At 46.4% G+C, this 14,854-nt stretch carries 12 protein-coding genes and 1 pseudogene; 11 read left to right on the top strand and 2 right to left on the bottom strand.

Going from position 1 to position 14,854, the window contains the following annotated elements; translation table 11 throughout:
* The first annotated feature begins 68 nt into the window (after window positions 1–68).
* The 10 genes and pseudogenes from kdsA to NQ546_RS07925 all read left to right on the top strand — a co-directional run bounded on the left by kdsA (window position 69) and on the right by NQ546_RS07925 (window position 12,389).
* Window positions 69–869 carry a 3-deoxy-8-phosphooctulonate synthase gene (kdsA, locus tag NQ546_RS07970; RefSeq protein ID WP_004289586.1) on the top strand — a complete coding sequence of 267 codons (801 nt, stop codon included), beginning with the start codon at window positions 69–71 and terminating at the stop codon, window positions 867–869.
* Between the two features lie 76 nt (window positions 870–945).
* The gene (locus NQ546_RS07965) at window positions 946–3,765 is read left to right on the top strand and encodes a M16 family metallopeptidase (protein WP_039953213.1); all 2,820 of its coding nucleotides are present in this window, start codon (window positions 946–948) and stop codon (window positions 3,763–3,765) included.
* Between the two features lie 100 nt (window positions 3,766–3,865).
* Window positions 3,866–5,353, top strand: coding sequence for a DUF5687 family protein (locus tag NQ546_RS07960; RefSeq protein ID WP_004289584.1), 1,488 nt, complete (start codon window positions 3,866–3,868; stop codon window positions 5,351–5,353).
* Between the two features lie 25 nt (window positions 5,354–5,378).
* Entirely contained in the window at window positions 5,379–6,143 is a 765-nt protein-coding gene (locus NQ546_RS07955) for an ABC transporter ATP-binding protein (protein ID WP_004289583.1), read from the top strand.
* The gene (locus tag NQ546_RS07950; RefSeq protein ID WP_004289582.1) at window positions 6,140–6,652 is read left to right on the top strand and encodes a C40 family peptidase; all 513 of its coding nucleotides are present in this window, start codon (window positions 6,140–6,142) and stop codon (window positions 6,650–6,652) included. The genes NQ546_RS07955 and NQ546_RS07950 overlap by 4 nt, the downstream gene beginning before the upstream one ends.
* 101 nt (window positions 6,653–6,753) lie before the next feature.
* Window positions 6,754–7,407, top strand: a pseudogene (locus NQ546_RS07945) (HAD family hydrolase); the annotation flags it as partial.
* Window positions 7,408–7,767: 360 nt separating this feature from the next.
* A complete protein-coding gene (gene rplU / locus NQ546_RS07940) occupies window positions 7,768–8,085 on the top strand; it encodes a 50S ribosomal protein L21 (RefSeq protein ID WP_004289580.1) in 318 nt (105 codons plus the stop codon).
* A gap of 22 nt (window positions 8,086–8,107) precedes the next feature.
* Window positions 8,108–8,377, top strand: coding sequence for a 50S ribosomal protein L27 (gene rpmA, locus NQ546_RS07935; protein ID WP_004289579.1), 270 nt, complete (start codon window positions 8,108–8,110; stop codon window positions 8,375–8,377).
* Between the two features lie 195 nt (window positions 8,378–8,572).
* A complete protein-coding gene (serS, locus tag NQ546_RS07930; protein WP_004289578.1) occupies window positions 8,573–9,847 on the top strand; it encodes a serine--tRNA ligase in 1,275 nt (424 codons plus the stop codon).
* Between the two features lie 235 nt (window positions 9,848–10,082).
* Window positions 10,083–12,389, top strand: coding sequence for a bifunctional dihydroorotate dehydrogenase B NAD binding subunit/NADPH-dependent glutamate synthase (locus NQ546_RS07925; RefSeq protein ID WP_004289576.1), 2,307 nt, complete (start codon window positions 10,083–10,085; stop codon window positions 12,387–12,389).
* Window positions 12,390–12,558: 169 nt separating this feature from the next.
* Here the strand turns inward: NQ546_RS07925 and panD are convergent, their stop codons facing one another.
* The gene (gene panD, locus NQ546_RS07920) at window positions 12,559–12,912 is read right to left on the bottom strand and encodes an aspartate 1-decarboxylase (RefSeq protein ID WP_004289575.1); all 354 of its coding nucleotides are present in this window, start codon (window positions 12,910–12,912) and stop codon (window positions 12,559–12,561) included.
* Window positions 12,913–12,936: 24 nt separating this feature from the next.
* The gene (gene panC, locus NQ546_RS07915) at window positions 12,937–13,782 is read right to left on the bottom strand and encodes a pantoate--beta-alanine ligase (protein ID WP_004289574.1); all 846 of its coding nucleotides are present in this window, start codon (window positions 13,780–13,782) and stop codon (window positions 12,937–12,939) included.
* A gap of 246 nt (window positions 13,783–14,028) precedes the next feature.
* On the opposite strand from panC, the gene NQ546_RS07910 reads away from it, so the two are divergent.
* Window positions 14,029–14,853: a glycogen/starch synthase gene (locus NQ546_RS07910; RefSeq protein WP_004289573.1), complete on the top strand. Its 825-nt coding sequence runs from the start codon at window positions 14,029–14,031 to the stop codon at window positions 14,851–14,853.
* The last annotated feature ends 1 nt before the right edge of the window (window position 14,854 follow it).

Here is a 14,854-nt window from a genome sequence, read left to right as displayed (position 1 = left end):
GGAATGAACTTTTTTCACACCTCTCAATTCATAACTTGCAATTCATAATTTATAATTCATAAAAACGTATGATTAAACTGAAAAATAATCCTGCCGGAAACTTCTTTCTGCTGGCAGGCCCCTGTGTCATTGAAGGTGAAGATATGGCAATGCGCATTGCCGAACGTGTGGTGACCATCACTGACAGATTACAGATTCCTTACGCATTTAAAGGTTCTTACCGCAAGGCCAACCGTTCGCGCTTAGACTCATTTACGGGCATAGGAGATGAGAAAGCCTTGAAAATTCTAAAAAAAGTGCATGATACGTTCGGAGTGCCTACCGTAACAGATATCCATGCCGCGGAAGAAGCTGCCATGGCTGCCGAATTCGTAGATATTCTGCAAATCCCCGCTTTCCTTTGCAGGCAAACCGACCTACTGGTAGCCGCCGCCCAAACCGGTAAAATCATCAATATCAAAAAAGGTCAATTCCTCTCCCCGCTTGCCATGCGTTTTGCGGCAGACAAGGTGGTGGAAGCCGGCAACAAGAACGTAATGATTACAGAACGCGGAACAACTTTCGGCTATCAGGATCTTGTGGTGGATTATCGCGGAATACCGGAGATGCAGACTTTCGGTTTTCCCGTTGTACTGGACGTTACCCATTCCTTGCAGCAACCCAACCAGACCAGCGGTGTCACAGGCGGCATGCCGCAACTGATTGAAACGATAGCCAAAGCCGGTATAGCCGTAGGTGCAGACGGCCTGTTCATCGAGACACATGAGAATCCGTCCGTAGCCAAAAGCGACGGTGCCAATATGTTGAAGTTGGATTTACTGGAAGGACTCCTGACTAAATTAGTCCGCATCCGGGAAGCAATTAAATAAAAAACAGAATTGTTTTGTGATTTATCGCCTAATCGCTTCGACAGATAAGGCAAAAACATTTTTAAATCAAATGATGATGAAACATTTATTACGTAACTTATGGATTGTTGCACTAATTGTATGCTGTAACTTCCAACAGGTATTTGCACAACAATTACCACCCATTCCCATCGACAAGGATGTCCGTATCGGCAAGCTGGACAACGGATTAACTTATTACATCCGTAAAAACAGCCTTCCCGCTAACCGGGCCGACTTCTATATAGCCCAAAAAGTGGGTTCCATACAGGAAGAGGACAACCAACGCGGTCTTGCCCACTTCCTCGAGCACATGTGCTTCAATGGAACCACCCACTTTCCCGGAAACTCCCTAATACAGTATCTGGAACGTATAGGTGTAAAATTCGGCGAAAACCTGAACGCATACACATCCATAGACGAAACGGTCTATAACATCTCCAATGTGCCTGTCAACACTCCCGGAGCCATTGACTCCTGCCTGCTGATCCTGCACGACTGGAGCAACGACCTGACTTTGGACACGAAAGAAATAGATAAGGAACGCGGCGTTATCAATGAAGAATGGCGCACCCGCATGAGCGCCATGCAGCGTTTTCAGGAAAAAATGCTTCCGGCTATGTTTGCCGGAACCAAATACGCCAACTGCTTCCCTATCGGAACAATGGACGTTGTGATGAACTTTAAGCCTCAAACATTAAGAGACTATTACGAAAAATGGTACCGTCCCGACTTGCAGGGTATAGTAGTGGTAGGCGATATTGATGTCGACGCCATTGAAGCCCTTATCAAGAAAAGATTCTCGGACATCCCCGCACAGCCCAATGCCGCCAAGCGTGAATATTATCCCGTAAACGACAACCAAGAGCCTATCGTATTGGTTGCCCGCGACAAAGAGCAGCCATATGTACAGACCTTTATCTTCAACAAGCATCAAGCTACTCCCAGAGAAGAAAAGAATAATGTGGGTTACTTGATGCAAGACTATGCTGTCACTCTGATTACCAACATGCTGAATGCACGTCTGAACGAGTTGCTCCAAGTTGCCAACCCGCCCTACATCTATGCAACGACCTACGATGATGATTTCTTTGTTGCCAAGACCAAAGATGCTTTCACCGGTATCGTAGTCTGCAAAGAAGATAACATTGAGGAAGGTATCTCAACCATTCTCCGCGAAATAGAGCGTGCACGCCAATTTGGATTCACCGAAACCGAATACAGTCGTGCACGAGCAGAATACCTGCGTCATTTGGAATCTGCTTTCCAAGAACGCGACAAGCGTAAAAATGAAAGCTACGTCAAGGAATATGTCCGCCATTTCCTCGACAATGAACCCATTCCGGGAATCGCCAACGAATATACTATCATCAATCAGATAGCACCGGCCATTCCTGTGACAGCCCTAAACCAGATAATGCAACAACTGGTGACGGACAGCAACCAGGTAGTGGCACTGTTCGGACCCGAAAAAGAAGGCTTGAGCCTTCCGACAGAGGAAGCCATCAAGAACCTGTTGAAAGAAGTGAAGTCGGAGAAGCTCACTCCGTATATAGATAAGGTATCCGACGAACCTCTGATGAAAGAAGCTCCGAAAGGCGGTAAAATTGTTTCCGAAAAGAAAGATGACATCTTCGGAACCACTATGTTGACCTTATCCAACGGTGTCAAGGTTATAATCAAGAAAACAGACTTCAAAGCCGATGAGATTCGCATGAAAGGCGTAAGTATGGGTGGTAGTTCACTCTTCCCCGACTCGGAAATCATCAATATCAACGGACTGGATGCAGTGGCATTGGGTGGTTTAGGCAATTTCAGCGCCATAGAACTGGAGAAAGCCCTGGCAGGTAAAAAAGCCTCCGTAAGCTATGGCATCGGCGACAAGACAGAAGCCGTAACCGGAAATTGCTCTCCCAAGGACTTCGAGACAATGATGCAGCTCACCTATCTGACTTTCACTGCTCCGAGACGCGATGATGACGCTTTTGCATCTTACAAGAACCGCAGCAAAGCCGAATTACAGAATATGGACCTGAACCCCAGTTCTTCTTTCAGCGACTCTATCACGTCCACTCTCTACTCGAAACATCCCAGAACCCTGCGGATAAAAGCCGACATGGTGGACAAGATGAATTATGACAAGATTCTGTCCATGTATCAGGACCGCTTTAAAGATGCCAGCGACTTTACCTTCATTCTGGTAGGAAACGTTGATGTGGAAGCAGTGAAACCCCTAATCGAGTCTTATCTGGGTTCATTGCCCTCCATCAACCGCAAGGAGACATTCAAGGACAACCACATCGCAATGCGCAAGGGCATCTGCAAAAATGAGTTTATCCGCCAGCAGGAAACTCCGAAAGTGAACAACTTCATCTGTTATAGCGGTACTTGCAAATACAATCTCCGTAACGAGATTCTTATGAGCATGACCGACCAGCTTCTTAACTTCATCTATACCGAAAAGGTACGTGAAGACGAAGGCGGTACCTACGGCGTATATCCCATGGGACAGCTCATCAAGTATCCCACAGAAAAAGCCGTTCTGCAGATCTTCTTCAACACAGCTCCCGATAAACAGGAAAAACTGATAAAAATCATCTACGACGAAGCAGAAGCCTTTGCTAAGAACGGTCCCGATGAAGCCAGTTTGAACAAGGTAAAAGAGTATATGCTGAAGAAGCACAGCGAAGACCTCAAGGAAAACGGCTACTGGCTGAACAGCATAGACGAGTACCTGTACACCGGCATCGATCCGGTGAAGGACTACGAGCAAATCATTAACAGTATCACCCCCAAGGACGTTCAGCAATTTGCCAACGAACTCCTGAAGCAGAAGAACCAGATCACTGTTTCAATGATCAGTCCTGAAAAGAAATAAGGTTACCAACTTTCGAAGTGCTGAAATTACAGTTTCCAAAAAGGCTGCGTTGTTAATAAAGCAGCGCAGCCTTTTTCATATACATTAATTTCCATTCATTATGAGCCTCTTTATAGAATTACGCAAGCAAGGGAAGCTGGCCGCCAAGCGAAATCCGATGTACGAGAAGAACAAATTCGGTAAGTTCTGGATGTACTTTATGGCCGTCTTTTGGGCCGGCTATCTGATCTTCTTCGGAACCACTTTCGCTTTTGCCTTCGATGGTGGCGCAACTGAAGCATACCATGTATTGAACAGCGGACTGATATTTGTCCTGGCTCTGGATTTTCTGATGCGCTTCCCGTTTCAGAAAACGCCCAGCCAGGAAATCAAGCCTTATCTCCTGTTGCCGATAAGGCGCAACCGCCTGATCGATTTTCTGCTGATACGTTCCGGATTGAACGGTTTCAATCTGATATGGCTGTTTTTCTTTGTCCCGTTCGCTATCATCAGCATTACTAAATTCTACGGTATAACGGGCGTATTGACTTATAGCATCGGAATATGGCTGTTGATGATACTCAACAACTATTGGTTCCTGCTATGCCGCACGTTGATGAACGAACGCATCTGGTGGGTGATGCTGCCGATATTGGTATACGGAATTATTGCCGCCGGCCTATTCATTCCGGAAGACAGCCCGTTATTCGACTGGTCCATCGACCTGGGAGAAGGATTTATCCTCGGACACCTGCTTACTTTCATCGGAGTATCCGCAACGATCGTGGCACTGTGGTTCATCAACCGCGAACTGATGATCAAGCTCATTTATAACGAGATCAACAAAGTGGAAGACACCAGAGTAAAGCACGTGTCGGAATACAAATTTCTGGACCGCTACGGAGAGATTGGCGAATACATGCGGCTGGAGTTGAAGATGTTGTTGCGCAACAAAGTCTGCAAGACAGCCTTGCGTACAGTATTCATGGTGGTCATCGCCTTTACATGTATTCTGAGTTTCACCGAAGCATACGACGGGCAGGGCATGAAAAACTTTATCATGGTCTACAACTTCGTGATTTTCGGAATCTTGTTTCTATCAAGCCTGATGAGCTACGAAGGCAACTACATTGACGGATTGATGAGCCGCAAAGAGTCTATCTACACCCTGCTTCGCGCCAAATATATCCTATACAGCATCGCCATACTCATACCTCTCATCCTGATGATACCTGCCATGGCAACCGGCAAGCTGTCTGTGCTGAGTTGTATAGCCTGGGCCACATTCGTAGCCGGCGGCGTTTACTTCTGCCTGTTCCAATTGGCTGTATACAACAACAAAACAGTGGATTTAAACGCCAAGATGACCAACCGCCAGAATATGGGAACCGGATTGCAGAACTTGATTTCCGGAGCAGCATTCGGCGTGCCTCTGCTTATGAACTTTGTGCTGACAACTTTTTGGGGACCTACGGTTACGGCCTGGATACTGATTGCCGTCGGTGCCGGTTTTATACTGACTTCACGCTTCTGGCTGAAAAACGTATACCACCGTTTCATGAAGCGGCGCTACAAGAACATGGAAGGATTCAGAGACAGCAGACAATAAGATTTATGATTTTAGATTTATAGCTATGATTCAGATAAATAATTTACAAAAGAGATTCGGTGAAAAGACCGCTGTAAATATTGATAACTACCTCATCAGTCAAGGTGACATGTTGGGTTTGGTAGGAAACAACGGAGCCGGAAAGACCACCCTCTTCCGACTGATACTGGATTTATTGCAGGCAGATCGTGGGAATGTCACCATCAATGATATAGATGTATCCCAAAGTGAAGACTGGAAGAGATTTACCGGCGCTTTCATTGACGACGGTTTTCTTATAGACTACCTCACCCCGGAGGAATATTTCTATTTCATCGGCAAGATGTATGGATTGAAAAAAGAAGAAGTAGATGAACGTCTCGTTCCTTTTGAGCGCTTCATGAATGGTGAAGTCATAGGACAGAAGAAGTTCATACGCAATTTCTCCGCTGGAAACAAGCAAAAAATAGGTATTATCTCCGCCATGCTGCACCACCCCCAACTGCTGATACTGGATGAACCGTTCAACTTCCTCGATCCAAGTTCACAGTCCATCATCAAGCAACTGCTGCAGAAATACAACGAGGAACATGGAGCCACTGTCATCATCTCCAGCCATAACCTCAACCATACAGTAGATGTATGCCCGCGCATCGCCCTATTGGAACATGGAGTCATCATTCGTGACATAGAAAACGAAAACAACTCGGCAGAAAAGGAACTGGAAGCCTATTTCAATGTCAGCGTAGAAGAAAAGGTTGAAACGGAAAACGATACAGACGAAGAAACACCGGAAGAAGAACAAGCATGAAACAGCCACTTGCCCATATAATCGCCTTTGTCGGACTGGTGCTCTGCCTGAGTTCCTGCCACACCTCCGCACCCCGCCTTGACTATAAAGCATTGGCGCAAGCCTCCGTACGCTTGGGCGTGGATATAGAGCTAACAGACAACCACAGGCTGTACATCAACGCTGCCGAATGGATAGGCACCCCCTACCGGGCGGGCGGTAGCAGCAAACAAGGAACGGACTGTTCCGGCTTGGTGTCCCAGCTTTACAAGAAAACCTACCGCATACGTTTATCGCGCAGTACCGACGGACAACTGAAAGAAAGCAACCGAATAGCCCGCCGCAACCTGCGCGAAGGCGACTTGGTCTTTTTCACCAGCCGGGCATCCCGCAAGAGGGTGGCCCACGTGGGCATCTACCTGAAAGACGGCAAATTCATTCACGCCAGCACCAGCCAAGGAGTCATTGTGAGCAATCTCAAGGAAAGGTATTATACGCAATACTGGCTCTGCGGCGGAAGAGTGAAGTAATCACCGGCATCCCATGCCAAAGCCCGTTGCCGATTGAAGTTAATCAACCGGCAACGGGCTGATAATTCCAATTTATTCATAACTTTGCCGCAAAAAGGCATATGAATTATACAACCTACCTTTTCGACTTCGACTATACGCTTGCCGACTCTTCACGCGGCATCGTCACCTGTTTCCGCAACGTACTCAACCGCCATGGCTACACGCAACCTACCGATGACGATATCAAACGCACCATTGGCAAGACTCTGGAAGATTCCTTTTCCATTCTTTCCGGTGTAACAGATCCCCTGCAGCTCGCCGAATTCAAGAAAGAGTACGTAAAAGAAGCCGATACACACATGACCGTCAATACGGTGCTTTTCCTCGAAACAAAATCGGTGCTGATAGCACTGAAAGATTCCGGCGCCCGCATCGGAATCATCTCCACCAAATTCCGCTACCGCATCAAGGAATTACTGGACCAGCACTTTCCCGAAGACTTTCTGGACATCATCATCGGCGGAGAAGATGTAAAAACTCCCAAGCCCTCGCCCGAAGGGCTCTTGCTTGCCATCAAGCAGCTACACGTCACTAAAGCCGAAACGCTCTATATCGGCGACAGTACGGTGGATGCAGAAACCGCACAAAAGGCGGGAGTGGACTTTGCCGGCATCACGCATGGCATGACCACCGCCGAAGAACTGCAACGCTACCCGCATAAAAAGATTATGGACAGCCTGGAAGAACTGTTGAAACAGGAACCATTACCCGCCAAAGCCCCGAAGAATTCAAATGTACGGCAGATCATATTCCTGTTGGCGCTATCTGCCGCACTCGCAGCACTCTTTTATTTCCTCACCTGAATATAAAAGGGCTTCCCGCATAAATCAAATCGTTCCTTCATGGAGTAAGTTTCGTTCCACCATGATGGAACGAAACTTACTCCATGAGGGAACAAAACTTTCCCCACACACGAAAGCAGTAATTATACTAAAAAAGAGATAGAAAGATTTGCCCATTCCAAATAAAAGAAGTAATTTTGTGCCCGATTATTCCGCACCGGGTTTAATTAAGTGCTTTCTAAGTGATTAGAGACCACCCGACGGAGCTAACTTATACATTATATATAAGAAATGTACGCAATTGTAGAAATCAACGGTCAGCAATTCAAAGCAGAAGCTGGCAAGAAGCTGTTTGTACACCACATGCAAAATGCTGAAGCAGGTGCAACAGTAGAATTCGAGAAAGTTCTTTTGGTAGACAAAGACGGTAACATCACCGTAGGCGCTCCCACAGTAGAAGGAGCAAAAGTGGTTTGCGAAGTTGTTTCCGCTTTGGTAAAAGGCGACAAGGTTCTTGTTTTCCACAAGAAAAGAAGAAAAGGTTATCGTAAACTGAACGGTCATCGTCAGCAATTCACAGAGTTAACAATTAAGGAAGTAGTAGCTTAATCAATTAAAAAAGTAAGAAGAAATGGCACATAAAAAAGGTGTCGGTAGTTCTAAGAACGGCCGCGAATCACAGAGTAAGAGATTAGGCGTTAAGATATTTGGTGGCGAAGCTTGCAAAGCAGGTAACATCATCGTTCGTCAAAGAGGTACTGAATTCCATCCGGGTAACAACATCGGTATGGGTAAAGACCACACTCTTTTCGCCTTGGTAGACGGAACTGTACAGTTCAAAGTAGGTAAAGCAGACAGAAGATCTGTTTCTGTTATTCCTGCCGAAAACGCAGAAGCATAAGTTTCCGGATAAAAGAATAATAAAGAAAGGGATGCAATCTGGTTTGATTGCATCCCTTTCTTTATTATCGCACTATTCATTCAAAAAAGCACCTTATTTTCATATTTTCTGCTGTTTATTATACTTTTTCATACAATGAATAAGCATTTTCTCTATCTTTGCAGTAATAAAAAAACATAATAACAAGTATAAGATATGCTTACCATTAAACAAATTACAGACAACACCGACGCCGTAATCCGCGGTCTGGAAAAGAAGCACTTCAAAAATGCCAAAGAAACAATCGGGCAAGTGCTGGAAACGAACAACAAACGACGCAATACCCAAACAATCTTAGATAAGAACCTGTCGGAAGTCAATTCCCTTTCCAAGTCCATCGGACTGTTGATGAAAGAAGGCAAGAAAGATGAGGCGGAAACCGCCAAGAACCGGGTGGCCGAATTGAAAGAAGCCAACAAGGCCCTGCAAGAAGAAATGGACCAAGCTGCAACCGACTTGCAAAACCTCCTCTATACAATCCCCAACATCCCTTATGACAGCGTGCCCGAAGGCGTAGGCGCCGACGACAATGTGGTAGAGAAAATGGGCGGCATGGAGACCGAACTACCTAAAGACGCGCTCCCCCACTGGGAACTGGCAAAGAAATATGATTTGATAGATTTTGACTTAGGTGTGAAAATCACAGGTGCAGGTTTCCCTGTGTATAAGGGCAAAGGCGCACAGCTTCAGCGTGCACTTATCAATTTCTTCCTGGATGAAGCACGCAAGTCGGGCTATACGGAGATAATGCCGCCAACGGTAGTGAACGCCGCTTCCGGCTATGGCACAGGTCAGCTGCCCGACAAAGAAGGACAAATGTACCATTGCGAAGTAGATGATTTATACCTGATCCCGACAGCCGAAGTTCCCGTAACGAACATCTATCGCGACGTGATTTTGGACGAAAAGCAACTGCCTATCAAGAACTGCGCTTACACGCAATGTTTCCGTCGCGAAGCCGGCTCATACGGTAAAGACGTACGCGGACTGAACCGCCTGCACGAATTCTCCAAAGTAGAATTAGTGCGCATCGACAAGCCGGAACACTCCAAAGAATCCCATCAGGAGATGCTGAACCACGTAGAAGGATTGCTCCAGAAGCTTGAGTTGCCTTATCGCATCCTGCGTTTATGTGGCGGCGACATGAGCTTTACCGCTGCTCTCTGCTTCGACTTCGAGGTCTATTCCGAGGCACAGAAACGCTGGCTGGAAGTCAGTTCAGTATCCAACTTCGATACCTACCAGGCCAATCGCCTGAAATGCCGTTACCGCACAGCAGAAAAGAAAACAGAGCTTTGCCACACATTAAACGGCTCCGCATTGGCCCTGCCGCGCATCGTAGCAGCTCTATTGGAAAACAACCAGACACCGGAAGGTATCCGTATCCCGAAGGCGCTGGTTCCGTATACAGGATTCGAGGTGATAGACTAAGAAAAGTTTCCATCCATTATATTTCGGGCACAGATTACAAGAAACAGCATGGTTCTTCAATGGACAGAACCGGCAGGATTCTTGAAATCTGTGCCCGATTTGCAATATCATATTTCGTCCTGCATCCATTCTTTTTTCCCCTCACATTCTTTGTTATTAATAAATAAGCAGTATCTTTGCATAATCTATCAATCTGAAAGAGATTACGTAATTATACCAACAAAATTATTAGATAATGAATAAAATCATTAGCAAAGAGCATTTTTCAGAAAAGGTCTTCAAATTAGTAATTGAAGCACCGTTAATTGCTAAGTCACGTAAGGCAGGACACTTTGTAATAGTACGCGTAGGTGAAAAAGGCGAACGCATGCCACTGACCATAGCCTCTGCCGATCCCGTAAAGGGAACTATCACTTTGGTTGTGCAGGAAGTGGGTCTCTCGTCTACCCGCCTGTGCGAACTCAATGAAGGTGATTATATAACCGATGTTGTTGGTCCGCTGGGACAAGCCACCCATATTGAAAATTTCGGCACCGTAGTTTGCGCCGGCGGTGGTGTGGGAGTAGCTCCGATGCTCCCTATCGTACAGGCATTGAAAGCTGCCGGCAATCGTGTAATCACAGTATTGGCAGGCCGCACCAAAGAACTGATTATCCTTGAAAAGGAAATGCGTGAAAGCTCCGACGAAGTCATTATCATGACTGACGACGGTTCATACGGCCGTAAAGGATTGGTAACAGAAGGTGTAGAAGATGTCATCAAACGCGAGAAAGTTGACAAATGCTTCTGCATTGGCCCCGCCATAATGATGAAATTTGTTTGTTTGCTGACGAAGAAATACGAAATACCCACCGATGTCTCTCTAAACACAATCATGGTAGACGGAACAGGCATGTGCGGCGCCTGCCGTATCACCATCGGCGGCAAGACCAAATTCGTATGTGTAGACGGACCTGAATTTGACGGTCACCAGGTAGACTTCGACGAAATGCTGAAACGCATGGGAGCATTCAAAAGCATTGAGCGCGAAGAAATGCACAAACTGGAAGAGCCACAGACATGCCAGGCAACCGGAGAAAGCACAGCGGAGCCGGATGAAAAAAGCCGCAATGCCGCTTGGCGTCAGGAATTGCGCAAATCCATGAAAGCCAAAGAACGCACAGCGATCCCTCGCGTGGAGATGAACGAATTGGATGCAGACTACCGTTCCCACAGCCGCAAAGAAGAAGTAAACCAGGGATTGACCAAGGAACAGGCACTGACAGAAGCGAAACGTTGTCTGGACTGCGCCAATCCGGGCTGCACAGAAGGTTGTCCGGTAGGAATAGACATCCCACGTTTCATCAAGAATATAGAACGCGGTGAATTCCTTGAAGCCGCCAAAACACTGAAAGAGACCAGTGCGCTTCCCGCTGTTTGCGGTCGTGTCTGTCCACAAGAGAAGCAATGCGAATCCAAGTGCATCCACCTGAAGATGAATGAAAAGCCGGTAGCTATCGGCTATTTGGAACGCTTTGCCGCGGACTATGAACGCGAAAGCGGGCAAATCTCCGTACCGGAAATCAAAGAAAAGAATGGCATCAAGATTGCCGTAATCGGTTCAGGCCCCGCCGGGCTCTCTTTCGCCGGAGACATGGCAAAATACGGATACGACGTTACCGTATTCGAGGCGCTGCACGAGATTGGCGGTGTATTGAAATATGGTATCCCCGAATTCCGTTTGCCCAACAAGGTGGTGGATGTCGAAATCGAGAACCTTGCCCAAATGGGCGTGAAGTTCATCAAAGACTGCATCATCGGCAAGACATTAAGCGTAGAGCAACTGGAGGAAGAAGGATTCAAAGGCATATTCGTTGCTTCCGGCGCCGGACTGCCGAACTTCATGAACATCCCCGGAGAAAACTCCATCAACATCCTGTCATCCAATGAATATTTGACGCGTGTCAATCTTATGGATGCCGCCAGCGAGGACTCTGATACACCTGTGCCTTTTGGCAAATGCGTAGCCGTTATCGGCGGCGGCAACACAGCCATGGACTCTGTCCGTACAGCCCGCCGCCTGGGTGCAGAACGCGCCATGATTATTTACCGACGTTCAGAGGAAGAAATGCCTGCCCGCATCGAAGAAGTAAAACATGCCAAAGAAGAAGGAGTGGAATTCCTGACACTTCACAATCCGATAGAATACATTGCCGATGAGCAAGGAAAAGTTAAGCAGGTCATCCTTCAAAAGATGGAATTGGGCGAACCCGATGCCTCCGGGCGCCGTAGTCCTGTTCCCATTCCGGGAGCCACTGAAACGATTGATATAGACCTTGCCATTGTCAGTGTGGGCGTATCCCCCAACCCTATTGTTCCCAGCTCTATCAAAGGACTTGAATTAGGTCGCAAAGGAACGATTGCCGTAAATGATAGTATGCAGTCGTCCATTCCGACCATTTACGCCGGCGGCGACATTGTTCGCGGTGGCGCTACCGTAATCCTTGCTATGGGTGACGGCCGGAAAGCTGCTGCAGCCATGAATGAGCAATTGAAGAAATAAACGCTCCACCATAAAAAAAGAAAGTCCCGTTCACAATTAGTAAACGGGACTTTTTCTTTTTTCATTTTCAGCTGCTACCCTCCTGAGAACAGGTAGCGAAAGAGAAAGAGGAAAACATACTCAAAAAGGCTGAACAAAAGCTCTTATGAGTAGGATTTCAAACCTGTTCTTACTTCACCACTTTATTTGTTGCCGGATCAGGAAAGATCACTGTCGGCTTAAACGTCTTGGCTTCCTCAAAGTCCATCAATGCATACGACATGATAATTACAATATCGTCCGGCTGGACCTTACGGGCCGCCGCACCGTTCAAACATATTTTGCCCGAACCGCGCTCGCCTTTAATGATATAAGTTTCAAAACGCTCACCGTTATTATTGTCGGCAATGTAAACCTTTTCGCCGGCAATCATGTTGGCGGCATCCATCAAATCCTCGTCAATGGTGATGCTCCCCATATAGTTGAGGTTAGCCTCCGTAACGCGGGCACAATGGATTTTCGACTTCAACACTTCAATCATCATAAGATTGTTCTTTTTTTATGTTTATTACTCCTTATACTTGATATTGTCAATCAGACGGACTTCTCCACAGAACACCGTAATACATCCCACTGCATAGGAAGTATCTTCCCAATTGGCAATCTTCTGCAACGTATTGCCGTCCACCAGTTCAAAATACTCCAGGCGCAAACCGGGAGCCGCTGCAATGGCATCTTCCACAAACCTCTGTGTTTCAGCGACTGTATGCGAGGCTGCAAAGGTACGACTTTCAAATAAAGTCTGCGAGATTTTTAAAGCATTTTTGCGTTCTTCGTCAGACAAGCGGGCGTTACGGCTGCTCAAAGCCAGTCCATCCTCCTCACGCACAATAGGGCAACCCACGATCTCCAATGGATAATTCATCCGGCGCACCATTTCGCGGATAATGGCCAACTGCTGGAAATCCTTCTCGCCGAAATAAGCGCGATCCGGCTTCACCGCATCAAATAGTTTGCTCACAATCTGACACACACCATTAAAGTGCCCCGGCCGGAAAGCCCCCTCCATCACAGTATCCAAAGGAGCGTAGCTGAACCGGCGTGTATCCGGTTCCGGATACATCTCTTCCACCGTAGGGGCAAAAACAAAAGCAGCCCCACACTCTTCCAGCAAACGACAATCAGCCTCCAGCGTACGAGGATATTTGGCCAAATCATTCTGATCATTAAACTGAGTCGGATTCACAAAAACACTTACCACTGCGGCATCATTCTCTGCCACACAACGTTTTACCAATGAAGCATGACCGGCATGCAAGGCTCCCATTGTAGGCACTAAACCCACTTTTTTACTTTGGGCTCTCATAGCCGAAAGTCCGGCCTGCAAGTCCTTGATAGTATGTACTATTTCCATTTTATTGGTTATATAATAACTTAAGTTGTTTGCAAAAACGGTGCAAAATAAGCTATTATTTACCATATAAAGAAGAAATATCGTAAATTAATGCAAAAGTTGTCCCGGCTTCAGAGGTGTATCCGCGCCTATTTTTCATTGATATACAACCGGTTAACAATTCATAAGGAATTATAGGCGAGCCCTGTTTGCGTTATTGCCCGATTTTTTTTATATCTTTGCAGAATAATTGAGAACATTGTTATTATGACAAAGGCGAACAAGGTTTTATTTATAACACAAGAAATTACCCCTTACGTTTCAGAATCCGAGATGTCCCTTGTTGGCAGAAACCTGCCGCAAGCAATCCAAGAAAAAGGCAGAGAAATCAGAACGTTTATGCCCAAGTGGGGGAACATCAATGAGCGCAGAAATCAACTGCACGAAGTGATACGTCTCTCCGGTATGAACCTTATCATCGACGATACCGACCATCCGCTTATCATTAAGGTAGCATCCATACAATCCGCCCGCATGCAGGTTTATTTCATCGACAACGATGATTACTTCCAAAACCGCCTGCAAGTGATTGACGAGAACGGTGTTGAATACGAGGATAATGATGCACGTGCCATTTTCTATGCTCGTGGAGTATTGGAAACAGTAAAGAAATTGCGTTGGTGTCCGGACGTTATCCACTGTCATGGCTGGATGACAGCACTGGCTCCGCTATATATTAAAAAGGCGTATAAAGACGAACCTTCATTCAGAGACGCCAAAGTGGTCTTTTCACTGTATGACAATGACTTCAAACAGCCATTTCATTCCGACTTCACCAGCAAACTCCTGCTGAAAGGCATCAACAAGAAGGATATTGCCGACTTAAAAGAACCGATAGACTATATTGCTCTTTGCAAATTGGCAATAGACTACTCTGATGGTATTATCCAGCAAAGCGAACATGTAAATGAGGAGCTCATGGAGTATGCCCGCCAAGCCGGTAAACCTATCTTAGGCTATCAATCTCCTGAAAACTTCGCAGATGCCTGCAACGACTTCTACGATCAGGTTTGGGGAGCTGAACAAGAATAAG

The sequence above is a fragment of the Bacteroides eggerthii genome (genome assembly GCF_025146565.1).
Taxonomy (GTDB): Bacteria; Bacteroidota; Bacteroidia; order Bacteroidales; family Bacteroidaceae; genus Bacteroides; species Bacteroides eggerthii.
The sequence above is the reverse complement of the archived record's forward strand: the minus strand, read 5'-3'. Positions and strand labels throughout refer to the sequence as shown.